The organism is Eubacterium sp. AM05-23, assembly GCF_003477535.1.
Lineage (GTDB): Bacteria > Bacillota > Clostridia > Eubacteriales > Eubacteriaceae > Eubacterium > Eubacterium maltosivorans.
Genome location: NZ_QUDF01000006.1, coordinates 7,811 through 32,287, shown reverse-complemented (window position 1 = coordinate 32,287; position 24,477 = coordinate 7,811). Strand labels below are relative to the sequence as shown.

Here is a 24,477-nt window from a genome sequence, read left to right as displayed (position 1 = left end):
CTCTTTTTTTATTTTTTGTAGAGATAATCAGACTCGTTTAACAGATGAGGATAGGTTTTAAATAATTGTTTTGTGGCTTTATCCGATTTGTGGATCAAGGTATCAACCATATCCGATTTATCTGGAAGATGCAGGGCGAACAGCAGAATTTCAATCATATACCGAAAATACTCGTCATAGCTAAGTTCCATGCTTTCATTGATTAATCGCTGGATCGTACGTTGTGTGCCGTACACCGTTGCCAAAACCAGCTTTAGCTGGGTTTCTGGATTTTCTGAAGTAGAGCTGTTTTTTTTCAAAAGTTTTAAATATTCTTCTTTTTGGTTAACAAAAGCGAACTCCTCAAGTAAATCCTCCTGCATAACATCAGAAATAAAACGTCTGGCTTTTGGGTCGTGCTTTCGAATTTGAAAGGTGACATTCATAAAGGTGACAATATACATCAAAGGATCATCTTCAGGTGTCATAAAATACTTTAAATAGCCAGAAAGAATATAGTAGTCTTCTGTTAATACAGCAAGGGCTATATTTTTTTTGCTTTTAAAATAATAGGTGATCAGTCCCTGGTTAATGCCGGATTCCTCCGAGAGGCGTTTGTTGGAAATATTAAAATAGCCATGCTCAATGTAGAGCCGTTTTGCGGTTTCATAAATCTTTTGTTTAGTATTGCCGTTTTCTTTGTGTTTCACTGTACTTTACCTCCGACTAATTAAATATTAAAACATAATTTTGAACATGTTGCAAATTAATATTGACAACTTTCTAAAAATTTGATATATTTACTCACAGGTAATTACTTGCAAGTAAATACAAACAATAAGGGGAAAAATATGAATAATCAAAAAAGAACAGCAGAAAAAAATCAACTGTTCGAAGATGTCTTTAATGGAAAAACACCAAAAAGAGTTCCAATTCTTAGTTCAGGAGATAATTCTTTTTGTCTTGGCTATGTTGGATTTGATTTAAGAAGAGAACAATACAGCATTGAAAAGAATTTAGAGGCCATTGAAAAAACGACGAAAGATTTTGACACAGACTCAATTTTTGCAACAATGGTGCGTATCCCGCAGATGTATAAAATACTGGGAGCAAAAAATTTTGTCATGGGGGGAGATGGATTTTTACAACATCCAGAGGTGACCAGTCTAAATGAAAATGACTATGAGGACTTAGTTGCAGATCCGTTCAAGGCCATTTGTGACAAAGCATTGCCGCAAATTTATAGTGAGTTTGGTAAAGAAGGTTTTGAGGGAAAGTCTGCTTTTGCGAAGGGGATGTTTACCTTTTATTCAGTAATGGAACAGCTTGATAAGGGATACTTGAAAATTGCGGAAAAACACGGAAAGGCCGTCTATAATATGGCTTGTACGGCCGCCTGTACACCTTTTGATGTCTTGTCTGACCAGCTTCGTTCTTTTACTGGTATCAGCAAAGATATGAGACGCTGTCCAGATAAGGTGGAAGCGGCCTGTGAAGCGCTGCTGCCTTGTATGGTGAAAGCAGGAATCAAGCCAAATTCTAATCGATATCAGAGAACATTTATACCTTTGCATATGGCGCCATATATGCGTACAAAGGATTTTGAGCGCTTTTATTGGCCGACCTTTAAAAGATACGTAGAGGCACTGGATGAAGCAGGAGTGGGCGCGACGATCTTTGTTGAACAGGACTGGTCCCGTTATTATGATTATCTCTTTGAATTGCCAGAAAATACAATGATGATTTTTGAGGAGGGGAATCCATCAGAAGTCAAAGAAAAACTTGGAAAAAAACATATTTTGGCTGGCTTTTATCCTATGGGCGTGTTAAAAACAGGAACAGAGCAGGAATGTCTGGATAAAGCTAAGGAAATCGTAGATATTCTGGCTCCTGGTGGGAAGTATATTTTTACACTGGACAAAAATTTATTAACGATTCGGGATATTAATCCGGAGAATTTAAAAACAGTGCTCCGATTTGTCAAGGAATACGCTGTTTATGCATAGGGGGAAAAGATGAAATCAGAATACTATAGAAATCCGTCAGAAACGCTTGAAAAATATGAAATAACAGAAGCAGATGCGGGTTATGCTATGGACAGTCTTCAGGGAATGGAAGAGCTTGTTTACAGCTATGTGTTTTTTTTAATCAGCTAAGGGGAGAAATAATGAATGAAAATACCAGCTATTTGTTGAAAATGAGTTTAGTATCTGGAGTGCTGGCCGGACTGGTCCTTGGAATTTATCAAATTGGGCCTTTTGGAAATCTTATGTGGCCTATTTTTATCGGATTAGGAGTTACATTTGCATCTGGAGCAGAGCTTAAAAAAACGCCGAATTATTTATGCTGTATGGTATGCGGGGTTATATGGGCATTAATTTATCTGCAAATGGATAATTTTTTAAGAAGTACTGGCATAAACATTGGTGTGGTGACAGGTGTGTGCACTCTGGTTATCACTTTTGTGGTTTGTGCTGTGCACATGATCCCCCTGGCAAAGACCTGGTTCAACGTAGTTCCGCTTGTCTTTGCTGGTTTGACAGTAACGTTCTCCCAGGGAGGGCAGAACCTAGTTGGTGTAATTTTGGGATTGTCCTGCGGTATCTTGGTTGCTGTAGCCATTGAGCCGGTCACGGAGATGTTCATGAAAAAAGAAAATGCAGAAAAAAAGAGACAAAAATCTCTATTAGAAGAAAAAATGTAAAAAAAGCCCCGGTTTCCGGGGCTTTTTTAGGTGAAGGTAACTTTTGATTTGACCATGCCGACAGGAAAATACAGGGCAATTCTTGTTTCTGCTTAAAGCCCTTGACAGTAAAGAGGTTGTTCTGTATAATATGAAATATTGTAGATTCACTGCGTATTCGCAGTAAACATACTTAATCACACTAGGCGGGGAACTAGCGGTGCCCTGTAACCTGCAATCCGCTACAGCAGGGCTGAATTCCCCAAAGAGGTGCCAGAATTTGGAGTCTGCCGCGGATAAGTGGTGTTGACGGTTGGACCCTTCGCAATATGAACTTATGAACCCTGTCAGGTCCGGAAGGAAGCAGCAGTAAGTAAGATCTCGTATGTGCCGGAGGACTCTCTGACAAGAGCTGGCTGTCCGCGTAACGTTTGGAGACTGGTTATCAATGCGGGGTGTGTGATTAAGTATGTTTTAATTTTTTGATAAAAGCTGAAAAAAGAGGCCAGACGGCCTCTTTTTATTAATCCAGCTCAAACTGTCCGGTATAAAGCTGGTAATATTTTCCCTTTTGTTTTAATAGTTCTTCGTGGTCGCCGCGCTCGATAATCCGGCCGTGTTCCAGTACCATGATGGCGTCGGCGTTTCGGACGGTGGACAGGCGGTGGGCGATGACAAAAACAGTACGGCCTTCCATGAGCTGATCCATACCGCGCTCAATAAGGGCCTCGGTACGGGTGTCGATGGAGCTGGTGGCTTCATCGAGGATAAGTACCGGCGGATTGGCGACAGCGGCCCGGGCGATGGCCAGTAGCTGGCGCTGCCCCTGGCTCAGGTTGGCTCCGTCGGAGGTCAGCATGGTGTCATAGCCCTGAGGAAGATGGCGGATAAAGAAGTCGGCGTTGGCCAGCTCAGCGGCAGCGTGGACTTCCTCATCGGTGGCATTGAGACGGCCGTAACGGATATTATCGGCTACAGTACCAGTGAACAGGTGGGTATCCTGAAGGACCATCGCGAGAGAGTGCCGTAAATCAACTTTCCGGATTTTTTTAATGTTGATGCCGTCGTAGGTGATCTTGCCTTCCTGAACCTCATAAAATCGGTTGATAAGATTGGTGATCGTGGTTTTGCCTGCGCCGGTTGAGCCTACAAAGGCAATCTTCTGGCCGGGCTTGGCAAAAAGAGAAACATTGTGCAGCACCATTTTGTCATCGCTGTAGCCAAAGGTAACATCATGGAAACGCACATCCCCCCTGAGCTTTTCATAGGTCAGGGTGCCATCGTGATGCGGATGTTTCCAGGCCCAGGTATTAGTAACTTCCTTACATTCGGCCAGAGTGCCGTCTGCGGATTCGCAGACATTGACGAGGGTTACATAACCATCGTCTTTTTCAGGCTCAGCGTCAATGACTTCAAAGATTCGTTCAGCCCCGGCAAGAGCGGTCAGCAGCGCGTTAAACTGTTGGGAAATCTGGGTGATGGGCTGTGAGAAGGAGCGTGTGTACTGTAAAAAGGAAGCGATGGAGCCTAAGTCCATGCTGCCAAAAATAACAAGTACTGCACCGAAAGCGGCTGTCAAGGCGTACTGCACATAGGAGAGGTTTCCCATGATAGGCATGAGCACATTGGCGTAGGTATGGGCTTGAGTAGAAGCGCTTCTCAGCTTGTCGTTGAGCTCGGCAAAATCATTTTTGACAATGTCCTCATGGCAGAAAACCTTGATAACTTTTTGTCCCTCGATCATTTCCTCGATATAGCCGTTAGTTTCACCGAGCGCCTTCTGCTGCGCTTTAAAGCCCCGGGCACTTCGGCTTCCCACAGTTTTTATCACAAAGTACATGATCACAAGCATGCCGATGACGATCAAAGTCAGCAGCGGGCTTAAGATCAGCATCATGATAAAGGTTCCCACCACCGTGACGGTGGCGGTCAGCATTTGCGGAAGGCTCATGGCAATGGCTTCGCGCAGAGTATCAACATCGTTGGTATAGCGGCTCATGAGTTCGCCGTGTGTATGGGTGTCAAAATATTTGATGGGGAGATCCTCCATGCTGTTAAAAAGGTCTCGCCGCACGGCGTTGAGGGTTCCGTTGGAGATGACGATCATCATCCGGTTATAGGCATAAGCACAGGCCGCCCCGGCCAGATAGATTCCCCCCATTAGCAGCAGCATCTGGATAAAGGGCATGAGCGCGCCGGGGGTGAGGGGTTTTCCGATAAGAGGCACGATGCCCTGGTTGATGATGGGCTTTAGGAAATATGTGCCGGCCACGGTGGCGCCGGAGCTGATAAAGACAAAGAGTATGACAAGTATAAGTAGCAATCTGCGTTTCGCCATGTAGCCAAAAATACGAAGCAGTGTCTTTTTGATATTTTTGGGCTTTTGAACGCTTTTTTTCTTTGGCATTATTCCTCAACTCCTTTCTGCTGTGAATGAAAGACCTCACGGTAAATCGCATTGTTTTCCAGGAGATTTTCATGGGTATCGATAGCGTCGATACGGCCCTCGTCCAGCACGATGATCTTGTCCGCATCGCTGACCGAAGAAATACGCTGGGCGATAATGATGGCGGTAGTATCTTTTAGATTCTGACGGAAGCCTTCGCGAATGGCCGCGTCGGTAGCGGTATCCACCGCGCTGGTGCTGTCATCCAGAATGATGATTTTGGGCTTTTTCAGGAGTGCTCTGGCAATGCAGAGACGCTGCTTCTGGCCGCCGGATACGTTGACGCCGCCCTGGCCAAGATAGGTGTCATAGCCCTCTGGGAAAGACATGATAAAATCATGGGCACAGGCTGCTTTGGCGGCGGCGATAACTTCTTCGTCTGTGGCGTTTTCATCGCCCCATTTCAGATTGTCTTTGATTGTGCCTGAGAATAGGACGTTTTTCTGAAGGACCATGGCGACAACCGATCGCAGGTGGTCCAGGGTATAGTCCCGAACATCATGGCCGCCGACCAGCACCTGCCCGTCTGTTACATCATAAAGCCTTGGAATAAGCTGAACCAGCGTAGTTTTTGCCGAGCCAGTTCCTCCGATGATGCCGACGGTTTCGCCGGAGGCGATGGAGAAATCAATGCCGGTCAGGATATTTTCGGCTGCGTCCTCCTGGTATTTGAAGGAAACGTTCCGGTATTCGATGCTGCCGTCGTCAGCTGTGAGGGATGGAGCGGCCGTCTCATCAGTAATGCTGATGGGTTCTTCCAGCACCTCGATAATACGTGATACAGAGGAACGAGAGAGAACAATCATAATAAAAACCTGGGCGATCATCATCAGAGACATAAGAATCTGCGTCACATAGGAAATAAAACTGATGAGTTCTCCTGTCAGTAGTGTGCCGCCGATGATCATGTTGCCCCCAAACCATAAGATGGCGATAATGGTGGCATACATGGTTAGCATCATGATGGGCATGCCGAGGATAATGATTTTTTCAGCGGCAAGAGATGCCTGCATGAGGCTATCGTTGGCTTCGGCAAATTTTTTCTTCTCGTAACGTGCCCGTACAAAGGCTTTGACAACGCGGATGGCGATGAGGTTTTCCTGAACCTGCGCGTTGAGCCCGTCGTATTTTTTCAGCATGGCGTTAAAACGCGGAAAGGCCAGGGTGGACATGGTGGCCAGGGCAATGGCCAGTATGGGAATGACAATGAGAAAAACGCGGACAAGGTCGCCGTTGATGGCGGCCGCCATGATGGTGGCGCTGACCAGCATAACGGGTGCGCGTACCAGTACGCGGATGACCATCATGTAGGCCATTTGAGTATTGGTAATATCCGTGGTCAGACGTGTGACCAGTGACGGAGTGCTGAAACGGTCGATGTTCGCAAAAGAAAATTCCTGGATTTTGTCGAAAACGGCTTTGCGGAGCTCACTGCCAAAGCCCATGGCACCCTTGGCGGCAAAACGACCGGAAAGAACGCCGAAAAGCAATGAACAGAGGGCCACCAGCACCATGATGGCGCCAATTTGAAAAACGTAGTTCAGGTCACGCGTTGTGATACCCTGATCCACGATTTTAGCCATTAAAAAAGGAATCTGGATTTCCAGAAGAACCTCGACGATAACCGTGAGTGGCGCCAGTATCGACGGAAGGCGGTATTTCGCGAGGTAGGGCTTTAGCTGTTTAATCATGGGATGCTCCTTCTTAATCAGTAGTATTTATGCATGATACATACCCTTATTTTCTGTTTTTCTAAATAAGAAATAGGGGTAATCCCAGTGTATCGGAACGGAAAATTAATGTCAAGTAAAACCAAAATGCTTTTCAAGATAAAAACTTAAAGAAAAAGCTTTGTTAAACTTTTGTCGGACAGATACATACTGGTTCATTTACAACAAAATTTTGCGATTGCCTTTCCGCTCATCAAAAAACTTGATATAATACAAATTGACGAATTATGTAAACTATTGAGCGAATATACTAAGGAGGGTAATATGAGCAAATTGAATGATATACGGTTTTTTCAGGTAAAACCGGCCATTTACTATGGCATTGGCGCCATAGAACAGGTTGGAAACCACGACTTTAAGCAGGTCTGCATTGTAACGGACGAAGGGATGGTCAAATTTGGCCTGCTGAAAATGCTGACAGACGTGTTGGATAAACATAACATCAAATACCATGTTTTTTCTGACGTTGAACCAGACCCGTCCACAGAAATTGTTGAAAAGGGACTGACACATATCCTGATGGAAAAACCAGATGCTTTAATTGCCCTTGGCGGCGGATCAGCCATCGATTCAGCAAAGGCCATTATCTATTACTGCTACAATTTCAAAAAAATGTTCTTTGAGGAAGACTACATTAAAAAACCATACTTTATCGCTATGCCGACAACCGCCGGCACAGGTTCTGAAGTAACGGAATACGCGGTTATTACCGATAAGAAAAACAATACTAAGATTCCGCTTACCGACATTCTTATGATGCCGGACGCCGCGATTCTTGAACCAAAATTGATTGAGAGCGTTCCGCCAGCAGCGACGGCGGCCACAGGAATGGACGTTTTAACTCATGCGGTAGAAGCCTATGTTTCCACCAATAATAACCCGTTTTCACGCTGCTATGCGGCAAAGGCCGCGGAGCTGGTTTTTAAGAGCCTGTATGAATGCTATGTGAATGGTGGTAATCTGGAAGCTAAGGCCAGTATGCAGATTGCATCCTGTATGGCCGGGATAGCATTTAACAGCGCAGGTCTGGGCATCACTCACAGTATTGCCCATGCAGTTGGCGCACAGTGGCATTTGCCCCACGGTTTAGCCAACGCTATCGGTCTGCCATATGTTGTACGCTTTAATGGGCAGTGCGGCAGAGCTCAGCATTTATATAACCGTCTCCTGAGTGCCATTGGTATTCCAAATGTCAGCGGAGATGCCGCAGAAATGCTGTACAACAGCATCATTACCCTTTGTAAGGAAATCAATATTCCAACATCCCTTAAAGAACAGGGCATTGATGAGGCAGATTTTAAGGCCAGCAAGGACATTATTATTGGAAAAGCTATGAAAGATGTCTGCACTCAGACCAATCCGCTGTCACCGACCAAAGAACAGTTCAGCGAGCTTCTGGATCAGATTTATTACGGCGCATAAGCCGTCAGAATAGACCTTTAGAGCACTCCTCCGGGGTGCTCTTTTTTAGTACACAAAATACGCTTGCACTTTTAGATTTAAAAGATTAAAATAAAGAAGATGGTGCATTTGTTGAAAAAATTAAAAGTAAAAATGACTTAAATGGAGAATATGCCACCATTTTGTTTTAAAAATACCATTTAGTGTATATAAATAAGTAGATTATAATAATTATAAAAGGAGGAAAAGAAATGGCAAAGAAACCCGCTACGCCGCTGGCTTACTTGATGGATATGCTTTATATTCAGGGTTCGCAGCTGGCAAGAACTGTTCATGTTGACCGAACCATTATCAGCCGGTGGAGAAATGGACGTGTTGAGCTGGGGCCTAAATCACCTTATTTTGAAGAAATTATTCGTGCCATCGTAAAAGTTAACAGAGAACAGGGATTGAATACATTGGAACGGTTCTTTTCCTCGCTGGAACCGGGGATCGCTGTAGACACAGAACAGGATTTGGAAAGCTGTGTATCCCGGTGGCTGGTCGATAAAGAATTTGAAGCAAAATATGCAGATAAGGAAAGAGGGAATAGTCTCTATACCGCAACCTATAAAATTTATAAGGGCATCACTGGTAAAATGGATGCTCTGGACGATATGTTTGACACACTGGCGTCACTGCCAAAGGGAGAAATCTTCTGGGGCTATGATGCAGATTCAAGAATCTTTAAACAAAGCAATAACGATACACGAAAAATACAAAAGCGCTTTCTGGAGGCGGAAAAAAATAAGACTAAGCTCATGACCATGTTCTATTTAAACCGCTCACAGGAAGAGATTTATAACATGTTTGAATACTGGCTGCCCATACTGCTTTCCACAAATGCTGAAGCTTACTATACCTATGATGTGGAGCGTCCCTTCTATGATTATATTTTCAGCATTAAGGGAAAACAGACATTGGTGGGAATAAACGGGACAAATGGCGATACTTATTCCGCCATTTACACCGACCCTATGAGCCAGCGACAGTTTGATAATTTTCTAAAAAGGCATCTGGAGAATTTTCAGCCGCTGACTAGAAATTTAGGAAGCCGCGTGGTCTGCAGCGATTTCACCCGGGAAAATATGGAAGGCTTTAACCGCAATGACACCGATCAGTATGTTATTGCCACATCTATGTCTTTTCTCTCTTCAGGAAGAAGTATTATTGAAGGGATTTTAATGGATCTGTGTCTGAGCAGTGAGGAAGAGCATAGCCTCATCGACTATTACGACAATTGCCGGGTAGGCCTTGGACAGTTTTTATCTGAGGAGAAATATACCCGGATTATTTTGAGTCTCGATTATATCAAAAGTCTTGCACAGCGCCCCGTGATTGAGGTGCCGGTTTTTTCCGCGTTGCTGAAGCGTAAGGTGGAGGTTGCGGGGAAGCATATTATAAAAGAGCTGGTCTCTTTTCTGAAATTTGTGAAAAGTGATCCTAAGGTTCAGATTGCTTTGAGGCCATCGGCATCACCAGAGTTAATTGAAAATCTGAATATCTGGGTAAAGGAGGGTGCTGCCGCCTACTTCCATTTTGACAATGATCTTTCTACCCGTATAGTGACTGAGGAGTTCGCGGCGGTCAATACCTTTTATACGATGGTTGATAAATACTGGGAGCAGCTCCCTTATGACAGCAAAGACAAGGAATGGGTTTATGACCAGATCAGTAAAATCAGCGGGGAAAAGCTTTGAGTGTCACATATGTGTCAACTTAGTAACGTGAATGTTTTTCCGATGGGTTTAAAAACCAGAGCAAAAGCGCTATAATAAAGAAGCCGAATGTATCAATGAGCTCTCCAAAGAACTACACAAAAAAGTAGTACCACTGGATACCGAGCGCCACGGTGCCAGTGACAATGTTCTCATTAATGCAAAAAAAGATGTGCTGAAAAGCACATCTTTTTTTGTTCTACTGAATATTCATTTCCATAGTGTGCAGGAGATTACGGCAGAGAGCGAGAATGATCAGAGCGACTAGTACATTGACAGCGCAGTCTGCAAACAGTCCGGCAGCCAGGCTTCCGGCGATGAGGCCGACCGCTACACCGGCGATAACGCCTGGGATCAGCAGGATAACAAGGATCAGATAATAGAGCATTACGACCAGAACCTTGCTCTGCATATTGCCGAGAATACGTTCGATTAAAATATTACCGGCAGATAAAAGGGTGGCCAGTCCTGCACGGGCGGCGATGACCGCAATGATCTCAGCGGCTGGAGCGCCCAGAATCAAGCCACAGGGGATAAAAATAATCAAACCACTGACAAAGCTGTCCACCACAGATTCCAGACTGGCAAAAACCAGCTTTTTAAACGGGTTCTGGGGAATCATGTAAATGTAGGGTAGAGTCAGTTCTTTGACCCACCGTCCCATGGCCCCTGTTAACACCTGAAGGTAGCACAGCATGCCGAAGATCAGCACCAGACTGATATGCTCCTTTGCCAGCAGACTGGCAAGAATAGCCACCACGGTGCAGATAAGGGTAAACTGGTTTAAGAACAGGTAACCCGAGCGGCGGTTTTCCAGCAGATGCTTGAAAAAGAAAACTGAGGCTCCATGGCCGTGGCCGATACCGGTTTTTTTACGGCTGATTTTGGAGGCGTCCTTGGTATCGCTGATGCGTCCGTCCTTGGCGGCGGCTTTGGTGGTATAGGTTTTTTCAGCGGATTGAAGCACATCTTCGTAATAATCGGATTCGCTCCGGCAGATATACAGGATGATCAGGCCGATCAGAGCGATGAGCAGCACCAGAAAGACAAGTGCCTTCAGGAAATTTCCCGCAATCAAACCCATGGTGAAGGCTTTTGTCCAGCCAAGGACAGGGATGTATTCCATCAGATTGGAATCTGCCGTGCTGAGCAGTGCCTCATAAAAATTCTGGGTTTTAAAAAGTGTCGTCAAAAAGAGGGCGGCCATCAGGAAGCCAAAACAATAAAGCACTGCCCTTACCACGCGGCGGCGCTTGTCCTCTCCTCTGGTGTAAGAATAAATGGCAAGCGCAAGGATTTCGCCGACCACCAGAAACAAACAGTAGCCCGCGAACAGGGCAATGAGTCCAGGAGTGCCGACACCAAAGAATGACCGGAGAGTCGTTCCCTGAAACAAAATGAAGAAACCCAGTAGCAGTGACATGCCTACTTGTTTAGCCAAGCCATAGGCCAGGATCTTTCTCGGGGAAACCGGCGCCAGAAAAAGCAGATTGACATCTGCCATGGTAAAAAAGCTGCCTCCGGAGGAAAGGCCCTTTTGAATCTGGGTGACCAGAAGGAACAGAAAAAGGCCGATGAGGATTGCGCCCAGCAGTGGCAGATTCTGGCCTTGCGACAGAGGCATATCCTCTCCTGGTGTAAAAACTGTTGTCACAAGGGCAAAGCCGAAAAACAGAACCATAAGAATGGTCACAACCAGATGGCTGGGATGGTTCTTCAGGTCAAGAAGCCGGTTTTTGAAGGTGGTTTTCCAAAGATAGAAAATACTGGACATCTTAAGCCTCCCCCTCGGTAATGCTGAAGAAAAGCGCCTCCAGGGATTCGTCAGTTTCGGTGAGCTCTTCTGGCCGCCTGGTTGCCCGGATCTCGCCGTCCATCATAATATGGGCCACATCCCAATAATCCTCCACCGAGTCGATCATATGGGTGCTGATGAGGAGAGAAACACCCTGATCTCTGAGCTCAGAAAAAATCAGCTTCAGCTCTTTGATGGCATGGGGGTCAAGGCCTACCATGGGCTCGTCAAAGATGATGACCTTTGGCTCAAACAGCAGGGCACAGCAGATGCTGACTTTTTGCTGCATTCCCTTAGACAGCTCCTTACCGAGCTTTTTGCGCTTGTCGTCAAGCTCGAAGCGTTCGATGAGGGCGTCCGCTTTTGCTTCCCAGTCCGCAAGGCCATAGGCACGGGCGATAAACTCCAGATGCTCCTCGATCGTCAGCATATCGTAAAGGGCAGGAAGCTCAGGGATATAGCCAAGCTGGCGTTTAGCCTCAAGAGAACGGCAGGGTGCGCCGTTAATTTCAATGGCGCCTTCAAACCGGAGCAGCCCACAGATACATTTGATAATGGTCGATTTTCCAGCGCCGTTTGGTCCAAGAAGTATGGCGATTTCGCCATCTCCGACGGTAAAAGTGAGGTCGTTGTTGGCTTTTGTTTTTCCGTACTTTTTCGTGACGTTGTTTATTGTGATCATGGTTATTTCCTTTCGGTTCCGGTTTGTCAGCGATTTGGATATCGGGTATAATAGAGAAACCAGAGAATTAATTTGACAAGAATTCTTGTCAAAAAGTATATCATTGACAAGGAAAGTTGTCAAGTCGAGAAATTTAAAGTCGTAAGAAGGAAAGAATATGAAGCATAAGAAGTTAAAACAAGCTTTTGCCGGCGTTGGGCTGGCACTGCTGCTTTTATTACCAGCGGGAGGAATTGCGGTCAACTGTATGACTTATCAGCCGGAAGCGGCAGCGCAGCAGGCCTTAAGAGGGGACAGACAGGTGGTGGTAAAGGATGGAGGAACCATTGCCTTTGAACCGGAAAACCAAAAGGGAGAGACTGGCGTCATTTTTTATCCCGGCGCTTTTGTATCGCCTGAAGCCTATGCCCCTCTGGCTCTGGAAATTGCGGAGCAGGGATATCCTGTTTATATTGTCAGAATGCCCATGAATCTGGCAGTACTCTCGCCAGAACGGGGAAGTGAGATAATGGCGCTGCACCCGGAAATTGAAAACTGGGCGGTTGGTGGACACTCCCTGGGCGGAGCTATGGCGCCGGAGCTGGCAAAGACTCATAACAAAGTAAAAGGAATCTTTTTTCTGGCCGCCTATCCGGCGGATGACGGCATAAAGGATGCGGAGGTTCAGGTGGTTTCGCTCTGGGGAAGTGATGACGGCGTCGCTGATTTAGATAAAGTGAGGACAGCGGAAGCTCTTTATCCAGAAACAGCGGTCATGACAGAGATTGAAGGTGGAAATCATGCAGGCTTTGCCGATTATGGTGCACAGAAGGGGGATAATCAGGCGGTCATTTTAAATACGGAACAAATGCATCAGGCAGCAGAGGGAATTCTTGGACTGCTTGAGAAAATCAGCTAGCAATGGAAAATCTGGACGCCTTTATGAAAAAGTACCGATTGCAGCTAAATGCCCAGCAGCGTGAGGCTGTTGGCAGGATTTCCGGAGCTACGCTGCTCCTGGCTGTGCCAGGCAGTGGAAAAACAACGGTGGTCATTTGCCGTATTGCCTATATGATCCGAGTAAAAAAAATATCTCCCGAGTCTATTTTAACGCTGACCTTCAGCAAAGCCGGCGCCCGTGACCTGAGCCGGCGTTATCTGAAAATTTTTGGCGAAAAGGGAGCAGAAGGCCTGCGCTTCAGCACGATTCACAGTTTTGCCCTGTCGGTTATCCGAAATTATGAACGTTTATATCACCGCCGTGCTTTTCAGATTGTTGAGAGTAGCGGAAGTATTATCAGAGAGCTGTTTCGGGAACTTTTTAAGAGCTATCCGGCAGAAAATGACATTGTGGATATTGTATCGGCTATTACCTACTGTAAAAATATGCTGCTTTCTGAGGAAGAAATCGAAGAAATGAAAGTGGGTGATGTGGAGTTTCCTAAACTGTTCAAGGCCTATGAAGCGTACAAACGCAGACATCATCTGATGGATTTTGATGATATGCTCAAATATGCCTGGCTGCTCTTAAAGAAGAACCCTGAGCTGCTGAAGATTTTTACCGGCCAGTACAAGTATATCAATATTGATGAAGCCCAGGATACTTCGAAAATCCAATATGAAATTATCCGGCTTCTGGCGGGAGAGGACGGCAATGTCTTTATGGTGGGTGACGAGGACCAGAGCATCTATGGGTTTCGAGGAGCTTATCCAGATGGGCTGTTGAGCTTTAAGGAAACTTATCCCCGCGGTGAGGTGCTGCTCATGGAGACGAACCACCGCAGCACACAGCAGATTGTGAACGCAGCCAACCGTTTTATCCGGCTTAACAAGGAGCGCTATGTTAAAAATATGCGGACAGATAACGAAAAAGGGGTGCCAGCAGTTCATGAATATGTAAAATCTGTGGAGGATCAGTACTGGTTTATCCTTAAATCCGTTAAAAACGAGGGCAAGGAAACCGCTGTGCTCTACCGCAACAACGAGTCGGTTATCCCGCTGGTAGATCTTTTTGAGCGGGAGGGTGTGCCTTATGCGGTTAAAGAACATAATCCTCTCTTCTTTACACATTTTATCGTGCAGGATATCAGAAGTTTTGTGACTCTGGCCGCAGATCTGTCGGATTTTGAAACCTTTGAGAAAATATATTATAAAATGAACTGCAACATTTCCAGAAAAAATGTATTGGAGGCAGGAAAGTTAAGACAGCCTGGGCAGGATGTTTTCGAGGCTTTGCTGTCCCTTGATGAAATTCCTGAATGGCTTGTAGAAAAGGTGGAAAATATCCGGACGGCATTTAAGCGGCTGTCGGCCATGAGCGCTCAGGAGGGACTCGACTTTATCGTCTGGAATATGGGCTATCGGGAACATCTGGATTATCGGATTTCCTGCGGCTATCGGGAAGAGCAGCTGAATCAGAAGCTAGATATTCTAAAAACGCTGGCGGGAAGGGAGAGTACCATGGACGCCTTCCTGAAACGTCTAGACACACTGCAGGAGGCCCTGCGGGGGTCAGCTTTGCCTCGGAAGGCAGACGTGACCTTTTCGACAATCCATTCCAGCAAGGGGCTAGAGTTTGAAAAGGTCTTTATCATTGACGCGGTGGAGGGGGAATTCCCATCAATGACAGCTCTTGATGACAGCGAGGAGGGCCGGCGGCTTTTCTGCGAGGAGGTTCGCCTTTTTTACGTAGGTGTGACACGCGCGAAGCGGGAGCTGGAGTTTATTTCGGTGGGAAAAAAGAACAGCCGGCATAACAGACGGCCAGTATCACAGTTTGTCCGCATTTTTCTGGGGGAAAAGCCTCCGGAGGCGGCGCGCAGAAAAAGCACAGGCAGCGTGATTGCAGGAGGGTCCTTGGCCCAGGGAAAGGGCTTCGGCATTTTTGATGTATCCATTGTCAGAAAGGCAGAGCTGAAAGACGTGGACTGTTCTGCGTATGTTCCTGGGGCGGCAGTGCTGCATCAGGGCTTTGGTGAAGGTGTTATTCTGGAGATTAAGAAGGATATGGCCACCATTGATTTTGAGGGCTGCGGTCGTAAAAAGCTGAATATAAAGGTCTGTGTCACCAATAAAATTATCCGATTGCAGGATTAAACTTGACAAGAAACAGGCCGAACGGTATACTGTAAACAAATGTAAAACCGTTGAAGATGGAGTAAAGCGTGTGACGTATTAACAGAGAGCCGGGGAGCTGGAAGCCGGTAATAAACGAGCATGGCATAATGGGCATCTGAGGGTGTGATGAAAGAGTAATCGAGTATTTCACAACGTTTCGAGGGCGTTAACCGGAGAAGGTGTGTTGGCATCTTGGACAAAGTGCGCAGCAATGCGAAAAAAGGTGGTACCGTGGGTTATAACAGACTCATCCTTTATAAGATAAGGATGGGTCTTTTTTATTTGTAGAACGAGCAAGGAGATAAAGATGATCAGAGAACCCTTAGAAGAATTAAAAAGTTTAGTCAGCCGGCTGGAAGCATCCAGTCCCTTTTACCAGAGAAAATTTAAGGAATGCGGCGTAGAGGCCGGAGATATCAAAACCATGGAAGATTTCAGAAAGCTGCCCTTCAGCGATAAAGATGAGCTCAGAAAGGCGTATCCCCTGGGAATTCAGGCTGTACCGGATGAAGAGGTAGTCCGTATCCATTCATCTTCCGGCACCACTGGACAGCCGGTCATTATCCCTTATACCAGAAAGGATGTGGAGGACTGGGCCATTATGTTTGAGCGCTGCTACCGCTACGCGGGTATGGACAACAAAGATCGTATCCAGATAACGCCGGGCTATGGTCTTTGGACAGCGGGGATTGGTTTCCAGGCAGGGGCGGAGCGCCTTGGAGCAATGGTTATCCCTATGGGGCCGGGGAATACACAGAAGCAGCTGAAAATGTTAGTGGATATGCAGACCACTGTTCTGGCCAGTACTTCCTCATATGCTCTGGTGTTGGCAGAGGAAGTGGCTAAACAGGGATTGCAGGATAAAATTAACCTGAAGCGGGGAATTATTGGCTCAGAACGCTGGGGTGATAAAATGCGTAAGCGTATTGTGGATGAGCTGGGAATTGAGATCTTTGACATTTACGGCCTGACCGAAATTTACGGGCCGGGTATCTCCATTGACTGTCATCATCACTGTGGTATGCATTATTGGGATGATTACCTGTTTATGGAAATCATCGACCCCGATACGCTAAAGCCGGTGGAGGAGGGTGCCTATGGAGAAATGGTGCTCACGACCCTGCACAAGGAAGGCGGGCCGCTGCTGCGTTATCGCACCCATGACATTACCCGTTTTATCCCGGGGCCATGCCCGTGTGGCTCAGACCATCCAAGACACGACCGTATTGTGGGAAGAACTGACGATATGGTCAAAGTGAAGGCGGTTAATATTTATCCGGGGCAGATCGATGAGCTGCTAAAGGAAATCGACGGCGTCAGTTCAGAATATCAGGCCATCGTGGCAAATGAAAACGGCAAGGATGTTGTGCATCTGCGGTTTGAGGTGGAGAACGGTGTCGATAAGGAGGAAATCCAGAAGGAAGTCAATTATCAGTTTAAGTCTAAAATTGGCATTACAGTTATCCCCGAAGCAGGATTTATCGGTTCACTGCCGCGTTCAGAAAAGAAATCCGTGAGAATCATCGATAACCGGTTTGAATAGGCGCTGCAGGTTTAAGTTTCGCTTAAGCACCTGTGAATAACCGGTAAAATTTCAGAAAAATCTCGAAAAAGAAGAGAGACTCTGATATAATATTAAAAAATGTAAGGAGTGTGCAAAAAACTCAAGATGAAAAATAAAAAGAATAAGTCAAACCGTTTTAAGGTTATTTTACATGAAGTATCCGACGATGGCGCGGGAACGAAGATCATAGAAGATACAGAGACTGGTATTACTTATCTTTACTGTTATGGTGAAGGCGGCGCAGGGTTAACCGTTCTGCTGGACGAAGAGGGAGAGCCGGCTGTGGCCCCCGAGAGATAACAGGACTATTTTAAATAGACGATCCTCCTGTATGGGCAGGAGGATTTTTTTGGCGAAAAAGTTAGCCAAAAATAACAAAATTAATGATAATCAAAGAAAAAGTGGGTATAATTAAAGATAGCGAAATAGGAAACCAATACAGGAGGAAAAAGAATGAGTACATATATTGAAGATATTATGGCACGTGAGGTGCTGGATTCAAGAGGAAATCCGACCATCGAGGTGGATGTTTACCTGGAAGATGGTTCCATGGGCAGAAGCATGGTACCTTCCGGCGCATCGACCGGTGCCTTTGAAGCGGTAGAGTTGCGCGACGGTGATGACAGCCGCTACATGGGAAAGGGCGTTTTAAAAGCAGTTGAGAATGTTAATTATATGGCGGAACATCTGGTAGGGATGGATGCTTTAGATCAGGTTGCGCTGGATGAAGCCATGATCGCCATTGACGGGACCCCCAATAAGGGGAAAATGGGGGCAAATGCCATTTTGGGAATCTCCATGGCCAATGCGTATGCGGCTGCGGAATCTTTGGGACTGCCATTGTTCAGATATTTAGGTGGTGTCAATGGCAAGACACTGCCAACCCCGATGATGAACATCTTAAACGGCGGCGAACACGCCGACAACAATGTGGATATTCAGGAGTTTATGATTATGCCCATAGGCGCAAAAAGCTTTTCCGAAGCACTGCGCATGGGTTCAGAAATCTTTCATAACCTGAAAAAGGTACTCCAGAAAAAAGGACTGGTAACTAGCGTTGGCGATGAAGGCGGATTTGCGCCAAATCTTGAATCCAACGAGGAAGCTCTTGAAGCCATCATCGAAGGTATCCAGGCAGCCGGCTACCGTCCAGGCGACGATGTGCGTCTGGCAATGGACGTTGCGGCCTCTGAAATGTATAATAAGGAAAGCGGAAAATATATATTAAAGGGTGAGGGTAAAGAGCTGACAACGGAAGAAATGATTGACTTTTACGAACGCCTGATTACCAAATATCCTATTATTTCCATCGAAGACGGCCTGGACGAAGAAGACTGGGAAGGATGGAAGATTATGACAGAGCGCCTTGGAAAAAGAATCCAGCTGGTTGGCGATGACCTCTTTGTCACAAATACAGAGCGCCTGAAGAAAGGGATTGACCTTGGTGTTGCAAACTCTATTCTCATTAAGGTAAACCAGATTGGGACTTTGACCGAAACACTGGACGCCATTGAAATGGCAAAACGCGCTGGATACACTGCCATCGTTTCACACCGTTCCGGTGAAACCGAGGATGTGACCATTGCAGACCTGGTAGTGGCCATGAACGCCGGCCAGATTAAAACCGGTGCGCCGTCCCGGACAGACCGTGTGGCAAAATATAACCAGCTGCTTCGTATTGAAGAATATTTGGGACAGACAGCCATTTACGGCGGGATCAATTCCTTCTATAATTTGAAAAATGTTTAAGTTAGAATTAAGGGCGGGGGCGTATCATTAGCATTGTAAGAGAATCCCCCTCTCTTTTACAAGAACAATCGAATAGCGACAGAACAAGGCCGGGAATTACAGCAGTGTAATTCCCGGCCTTTTGTGGTCTGACGATGATTTACCCACATTTTATCCACAATATCTTCTATGTTTGTGGATAAGATGTGTAATATTACTTTTTTAGTTATGCACAGATTGTGCATAACTAAGGTTAAAGCTGTGGGTGCTTTTCAAAAATGACATCAAAATGTGTCATTTCCAAATTGGAACCACATGGAAGAGCCCGGTCATAGCATTTGTTTCCGTACATTTCGTGAACCTCGGAAACTGTGACTTTGTCGTTAATGAGGAAGTTATCCATCATGTTGATTTTGCGCACGGTGTCATCGACGGCCTGTTTGAAAAGCTGTGGATAACTGTCAGTGAAGGTTTCCCCAGTGCATGGGTGCTGCCAGGGTTCTTCTGCTATGTTAAGCACAAGATATTCATTTGTATACAGTGGGTAAAAGACTCGTGTTACCAGCCGTTCTTCTTGGATCAGTTTTTCGATGGGCTGAAGGAAATGCTTTTTCCGGTTTTTGGGGTCAGAGAAGAGTCTGGCCAGCTGGGCAGTATCTGCTACTGTGTCTTTTATGCAGTCTCGGGGCGTGGTTTCGCCATAAATATATTTCATAATAAAAGTGAAAAACTGTTCCAGTGCGTTGAGCGTTCTTGGGCTGAGTGTAAAAAGCTTTTCGAGAGAAAAGAAGCAGCCGAGCTTCTGATATTCATATTGGTAATGGGCAACATCCAGGAGAACCTCAAAGTATTTATGGTAATAAGAATAGATTCGGCTTCCGGGAACCGTGCTGTCGCAATGACCGGTTTTATAAAAGATATATGGATGGGTGGCTACGTCCAGGGAGTGATGACAGCTGAAGCCGGCAAGATAGCTCAGAATAATATCCCGGTCCCGCTCATTGGTAAAGGCGTACTTAAAGCCATAGTAAAAAAAGGCGTCGACCCTTTTCTTGTGGATAAGATTACCATAGCGGTGCAAAGGCCTTGTGCCTTTCCAGGGCATAGGATGGTGGTAATAAAAGAAGTCCGGGCCCTGAGTACCCAGACGATATGCGTCGTAATGGTTAAGGATAATGGCGTTCATGGCGCTGTGTTCCGGAAGCGTGTTCAGTGCTTCACGTCCGCAGCAGTAATGGTTCAACATGTCTGACATAAAAGGTTTAACCTCCTTGTTGGTCATTTTAATAAAGTTATTTTACCATAAACAGCATTAAAATTCCTTGATAAAAATAAAGAGTTGTGAGGAAGTGGCGGGTTGGTTATAATGTTTTTATAAATAAAGAAAATTCATAAAATGATATAGAAGGAGAAGTATTATATGTATTTAAAAGGAATCGGAATCGCGTCACATCCGCCGGTGATTATACCTGAGATTGGCGGCGGCAGAGAACTGATGGCAGAAAAGACTATACGCGGAATGCGTGATCTGGCGTTAAAGATAGCAGAAATCAAACCAAAAGTGATTATTTGTATTACACCTCATGGAAATGTGTTTCAGGATGGTGTCAGTGTCATTTATGAAACCAAGCTTGAAGGAGATATGGCAGCGTACGGCGCACCGGAAATCCGACTGGAAAAACGATGTGATATGGGGCTTCTGGAGGAAATGAACCGCCGATTTGCTCAGTCAGACTGTCAGAGCATTTTTTTAAACCAGAAAACAGCTGAAGAATTCGACATTGAGCGGAAACTGGATCATGGTTGTATGGTTCCGCTTTATTATATCGAAAAGTATTATCAGGATTACAAGCTGGTTCACCTTACCATTGGAGAACTCAGTCTCATTGAGCTTTTCAGAACCGGACGCGTTCTGCGTGAAGCCATCGAAGCCTACGGGAAGGATACGCTGATCCTGGCCAGCGCGGACTTGTCCCATTGCCTTAAAGATGAAGGACCTTACCATTTTAATGCCATGGGCCCGGTGTTTGACGAAAGGGTCACCCAGGGGATAGAGCGGAAGGATTACTATTCCATCTTAACCTTGTCGCCTAAAATTTATGAGCCTGCCAGTCAATGTGGACTCCGTCCGATCGTTATGGCTCTTGGGGCAACCGACAGCATAAAAACCCACTCGAGACTCTTTTCTTATGAAGGGCCTTTTGGCGTCGGCTACCTGAGCGCCTTCATCGATTTTGCTTTAGAGGAAAAAGACCCGATTAACGAAAGCCTTATTACCCGATACGAGCAGGACATGGTCAGACAGCATGAGAAAAGACTAAAGGCAGAGGACGCTTATCTGGCGCTGGCGCGTCTGACCATTGATACCTGGGTAGAGGAAGGACGCAAATTTGACTGGAAACAATATCTGGATGAGGTGAAAGATCAGAAAGCAAAGACAGCCCTTGAAAATCAGCAGGGCGGTGTTTTTGTCTCTATCTATAAAGCCGGTGAGCTGCGGGGCTGTATGGGAACATCCCAGGCCGTAACAGAAAATATCGCGGAAGAAATTGTGCGCAATGCCATCGAAGCCTGTGCCTATGACCCGCGTTTTCTGCCCGTTGAGCCCCAGGAGCTTTATCAACTGGAAATCTCTGTGGATATTTTGGGAATACCGGAATATATTGAGGCTTTAAACGAGCTGGACCCGTATCGTTACGGTATTATCGTGGAAAAGGGGGTGAACCGCGCTTTGCTGCTGCCGAATCTGCCAGGTATTGAAACAGTTGAGCAGCAGGTAGAGATCGCCAAAGAAAAAGCAGGCATCATTGATATGCAGGATGATTTCGAGCGGGTGGTCATAGAGCGGTTTGAAGTAGAACGCCACCAAACCGATATTGCATTCTAAAAATTAAGGAGGCAGAGCATGGGGCTGAGAGACTGGTCCATACGAAAAAAGCTGATTCTCTCCAATATAATGATGATTGTCATTCCGGTTGTTTTAATTCTGATCATTATCGGCGGTACAGTGTTTGGTCTTCTGATGATCATGCTTCCGGAAAACCAGGCCAATATGCTGTTTAAGGTAGACGGCACTGTGTCGACCTATCAGTTACAGCTGGCCTTTGATTCCATGTGTGAGAAAATTTCAGGAAAGGATAAAGAGGATGGGAACGATCTGACCGCTTTGACGAATGCTTTGGAAAAGCTTGGAGCATCAATCGCTGTAACCGGGGGAGAGCTGCCTTATCTCACCGATGGTGTCACCGTCGATGAAATCGAGACGGAGGCCAGGGAAATCGCAGGGGCTACAGATCTCGAAAATCAGCCGTTGTTTCTTCGGAATGACCGGGGACTCGTGTACCTCATGCCAGTTACCAACCAGACTGGTGAGAAAATACGTCTGCTCGTTGTCAGCAGTGAGATGGATTTTGAAGAAAGCTCCTCATACGCGATCTGGGATAACTGGGATAATATCAAGCTCATCATTAAAATCAGCGCGGCAGTGGTCGCGGGTATTGCGGTGGTCATCGTAGTGCTGACTGGACTGGTATTGGCGGGGAAGCTTTACAAAACCATGATCTATTCCATTAAGAGTATCCGAGACGGCGCCCGGGAGATTCGAGACGGCGTACTGGACCATCCGGTAGAGGTCTACAGTAAAGATGAGCTTGGCGAAGTGTGTGATGATTTTGAAGAAATGCGGATTCGCCTTAAGGAGTCCGTTGAGCTGCAGCAGCGTTATGAGAGCTCCAGAAAAGAATTGATTGCAGGAATATCCCACGACCTGTCAACGCCGCTTACCTCCATTAAAGGGTATGCCGGAGGTCTTTTGGACGGTGTAGCCAACACCCCGGAAAAGCAAAAGCATTATCTGCGAACCATTTACGATACTGCCTGTGATATGGAGGGGCTTGTAGATAATCTCTTTCTGTTTTCTAAGCTGGATATGGGTAAAATGGATTTTCAAATGGAAAGTATCCCGATAAAAGCGTATCTTACAGATTTTTGTGCGGAGGCAGATTTAAAGATACAGGGACGTTCAGTGGAGATTCGATTGGATAATCAGCTAAAAAACAAAAAGTTTGTGAGTATTGACCAGACACAGTTTGGGCGGGTGCTCTGGAATTTACTTGAAAACAGTCTCAAATACGCCGAAGAAAAAAATGTGAAAATAACAATAACCCTGGCCGAAGAAGCAGAAAAAGTGGTGCTGCGCTTTGAAGATAACGGACCAGGCGTGGAGCAGGAAGCGCTCGAAAAAATTTTTGACAGCTTTTATCGGACAGATCCTGCCAGAAGCAGCTTGAAAAAAGGCAGCGGGTTAGGGCTTTCTGTTGCCCGTGAGATTATTGAGGGCTTTAGCGGGAGGATCTATGCAGAGGCTTCAAAACTGGGTGGGCTGGCGGTAGTTATAGTGCTGCCGATAGCGGAGGATTAAAATGAAAAAAATTCTGATTATAGAAGACGATCTGAAAATCGCAGAGCTGGAACGAGACTACCTGGAAATTAACGGTTTCCAGGTAGAGCTTGCGGCCGATGGCGGCATCGGACTTTCATCTGCTGTGAGTGATGACTTTGATTTGATTGTATTGGATTTAATGCTGCCTGGTATAGACGGCTTTACAATTTGCAGGAGCATCCGTGAAGAAAAGGAAACTCCGATTATAATGGTTTCAGCCAAAAGAGATGATGTCGATAAAGTAAGAGGACTCGGTTTAGGCGCTGATGACTATATGGTCAAACCTTTCAGCCCTGCGGAGCTGGTAGCCCGTGTTAAGGCGCATATTGCCAGGTTTGAGCGGCTGACCAGCCAGGAAAAAAGAGAGCGGCACCATATAATAGAAATAAACCGCCTTCAAATTGATAAGGACGCCAGAAGGGTTTATCTTAGAGAAAAGGAAGTAACCCTGACTAACAGGGAATTTGATCTTCTTTTGTTTATGGCAGAAAATCCCAACATTGTTTTTAATAAAGAAACTTTGTTTGAAAGAGTGTGGGGACTGGATGCAGTGGGAGATACCACGACAGTCACCGTTCATGTGAACCGGCTTCGCGAAAAAATTGAAATAGACAACCGTGAGCCGCATTATATCGAGACCGTTTGGGGAGCAGGTTATCGTTTTAAAATATAAATTGAAAAAATAAAAAAAGTGCTTGACAAAAGCGTATTGTAAAACTATAATAATAAAAGTCTCGTGATGATGGCAAAGGGGAAACACCTGTTTACATACCGAACACAGAAGTAAAGCCCTTTAGCGCTGAAAGTACTTGGCGGGCAACTGCCTGGGAGGATAGGACATCGCGGGGCTTTTTTATGCCTTTTATTTTCAATGAAAATAAAAGATGTAAAAAAGATTAAAAAAGTGCTTGACAGTAAGAGCGACGAGCGCTATAATAATTAAGCTGTCTTGAGAGAGCAGCAGCCACAACGCTTTTAAAGTTTCGACAAAATGAAATTTAAAAATAAATTTCAGAAAATGCTTGACAGACGAAGGTGCTTGATGGTATACTATAAAAGTTCTCTCGCGAGAAAAGTACTTGCGGGAAAACATATAATTTTCCGAAAAGAAATATATTTTGGAAAAAGGGTCATAGAAAAGAGAATAGTACCATAAAACCTGAAATTCCAGCTGA

General features: G+C 45.6%; 19 protein-coding genes, 1 rRNA gene and 1 other RNA gene. 15 read left to right on the top strand and 6 right to left on the bottom strand.

All coding sequences use genetic code 11. The annotated features are described in order from the left end of the window. Positions 1–8: 8 nt before the first annotated feature. Positions 9–689: a TetR/AcrR family transcriptional regulator gene (locus DW091_RS09360; RefSeq protein WP_118518033.1), complete on the bottom strand. Its 681-nt coding sequence runs from the start codon at positions 687–689 to the stop codon at positions 9–11. A 141-nt stretch (positions 690–830) separates the two neighbouring features. On the opposite strand from DW091_RS09360, the gene DW091_RS09355 reads away from it, so the two are divergent. The 4 genes from DW091_RS09355 to ffs all read left to right on the top strand — a co-directional run bounded on the left by DW091_RS09355 (position 831) and on the right by ffs (position 3,125). Further along, positions 831–1,985: a uroporphyrinogen decarboxylase family protein gene (locus tag DW091_RS09355; protein ID WP_118518032.1), complete on the top strand. Its 1,155-nt coding sequence runs from the start codon at positions 831–833 to the stop codon at positions 1,983–1,985. A 9-nt stretch (positions 1,986–1,994) separates the two neighbouring features. Next, complete coding sequence (locus tag DW091_RS20310) at positions 1,995–2,135, top strand: hypothetical protein (protein ID WP_175557172.1); 141 nt, start codon at positions 1,995–1,997, stop codon at positions 2,133–2,135. 11 nt (positions 2,136–2,146) lie between these two features. Next, positions 2,147–2,683 (top strand): DUF1097 domain-containing protein, encoded by a 537-nt coding sequence (locus tag DW091_RS09350; protein WP_096918724.1) that lies wholly within the window; start codon positions 2,147–2,149, stop codon positions 2,681–2,683. A gap of 176 nt (positions 2,684–2,859) precedes the next feature. Then, positions 2,860–3,125, top strand: an RNA gene (gene ffs, locus DW091_RS09345) — signal recognition particle sRNA large type. Between the two features lie 60 nt (positions 3,126–3,185). On the opposite strand, the gene DW091_RS09340 is transcribed toward ffs, so the two are convergent. Both DW091_RS09340 and DW091_RS09335 read right to left on the bottom strand, forming a co-directional pair. After that, entirely contained in the window at positions 3,186–5,069 is a 1,884-nt protein-coding gene (locus tag DW091_RS09340) for an ABC transporter ATP-binding protein (protein WP_118518031.1), read from the bottom strand. Next, the gene (locus DW091_RS09335) at positions 5,069–6,799 is read right to left on the bottom strand and encodes an ABC transporter ATP-binding protein (RefSeq protein WP_096918723.1); all 1,731 of its coding nucleotides are present in this window, start codon (positions 6,797–6,799) and stop codon (positions 5,069–5,071) included. The genes DW091_RS09340 and DW091_RS09335 overlap by 1 nt, the downstream gene beginning before the upstream one ends. Positions 6,800–7,102: 303 nt before the next feature. Here DW091_RS09335 and DW091_RS09330 point away from each other — a divergent pair, with 303 nt between their 5' ends. Together DW091_RS09330 and DW091_RS09325 are read left to right on the top strand one after the other, a co-directional pair. Next, positions 7,103–8,260: a 1-propanol dehydrogenase PduQ gene (locus DW091_RS09330; protein WP_058696167.1), complete on the top strand. Its 1,158-nt coding sequence runs from the start codon at positions 7,103–7,105 to the stop codon at positions 8,258–8,260. Positions 8,261–8,490: 230 nt separating this feature from the next. After that, positions 8,491–9,978: a hypothetical protein gene (locus DW091_RS09325; protein WP_058696166.1), complete on the top strand. Its 1,488-nt coding sequence runs from the start codon at positions 8,491–8,493 to the stop codon at positions 9,976–9,978. A 217-nt stretch (positions 9,979–10,195) separates the two neighbouring features. On the opposite strand, the gene DW091_RS09320 is transcribed toward DW091_RS09325, so the two are convergent. Both DW091_RS09320 and DW091_RS09315 read right to left on the bottom strand, forming a co-directional pair. Then, positions 10,196–11,770 carry a putative ABC exporter domain-containing protein gene (locus DW091_RS09320; RefSeq protein ID WP_118518030.1) on the bottom strand — a complete coding sequence of 525 codons (1,575 nt, stop codon included), beginning with the start codon at positions 11,768–11,770 and terminating at the stop codon, positions 10,196–10,198. A gap of 1 nt (position 11,771) precedes the next feature. Then, a complete protein-coding gene (locus tag DW091_RS09315) occupies positions 11,772–12,473 on the bottom strand; it encodes an ABC transporter ATP-binding protein (protein ID WP_058696164.1) in 702 nt (233 codons plus the stop codon). 157 nt (positions 12,474–12,630) lie between these two features. Between DW091_RS09315 and DW091_RS09310 the strand changes: the two genes are divergently transcribed. The 5 genes from DW091_RS09310 to eno all read left to right on the top strand — a co-directional run bounded on the left by DW091_RS09310 (position 12,631) and on the right by eno (position 18,882). Continuing rightward, positions 12,631–13,371: an alpha/beta hydrolase gene (locus tag DW091_RS09310; RefSeq protein ID WP_118518029.1), complete on the top strand. Its 741-nt coding sequence runs from the start codon at positions 12,631–12,633 to the stop codon at positions 13,369–13,371. A 2-nt stretch (positions 13,372–13,373) separates the two neighbouring features. After that, positions 13,374–15,548, top strand: a complete 2,175-nt coding sequence (locus DW091_RS09305) for an ATP-dependent helicase (RefSeq protein WP_118518028.1) — start codon at positions 13,374–13,376, stop codon at positions 15,546–15,548. Positions 15,549–15,876: 328 nt separating this feature from the next. Continuing rightward, entirely contained in the window at positions 15,877–17,112 is a 1,236-nt protein-coding gene (locus DW091_RS09300; RefSeq protein ID WP_096918718.1) for a phenylacetate--CoA ligase, read from the top strand. 126 nt (positions 17,113–17,238) lie between these two features. Further along, a complete protein-coding gene (locus tag DW091_RS09295) occupies positions 17,239–17,433 on the top strand; it encodes a DUF6440 family protein (RefSeq protein WP_013382635.1) in 195 nt (64 codons plus the stop codon). 153 nt (positions 17,434–17,586) lie between these two features. After that, entirely contained in the window at positions 17,587–18,882 is a 1,296-nt protein-coding gene (gene eno, locus DW091_RS09290) for a phosphopyruvate hydratase (RefSeq protein WP_118518027.1), read from the top strand. 232 nt (positions 18,883–19,114) lie between these two features. Here eno and DW091_RS09285 read toward each other — a convergent pair whose 3' ends face one another. Further along, positions 19,115–20,116 (bottom strand): hypothetical protein, encoded by a 1,002-nt coding sequence (locus DW091_RS09285; RefSeq protein WP_074616501.1) that lies wholly within the window; start codon positions 20,114–20,116, stop codon positions 19,115–19,117. Between the two features lie 165 nt (positions 20,117–20,281). On the opposite strand from DW091_RS09285, the gene amrA reads away from it, so the two are divergent. From amrA to rrf, 4 genes are all read left to right on the top strand, one after another. Next, entirely contained in the window at positions 20,282–21,748 is a 1,467-nt protein-coding gene (amrA, locus tag DW091_RS09280; protein WP_118518026.1) for an AmmeMemoRadiSam system protein A, read from the top strand. Between the two features lie 18 nt (positions 21,749–21,766). Further along, positions 21,767–23,281 carry a HAMP domain-containing sensor histidine kinase gene (locus DW091_RS09275; RefSeq protein ID WP_118518025.1) on the top strand — a complete coding sequence of 505 codons (1,515 nt, stop codon included), beginning with the start codon at positions 21,767–21,769 and terminating at the stop codon, positions 23,279–23,281. A 1-nt stretch (position 23,282) separates the two neighbouring features. After that, on the top strand, positions 23,283–23,975 hold the full coding sequence (locus DW091_RS09270; protein WP_118518024.1) for a response regulator transcription factor: 693 nt from the start codon (positions 23,283–23,285) through the stop codon (positions 23,973–23,975). Positions 23,976–24,034: 59 nt separating this feature from the next. Then, positions 24,035–24,151 (top strand): 5S ribosomal RNA (gene rrf / locus DW091_RS09265). Positions 24,152–24,477: the final 326 nt, after the last annotated feature.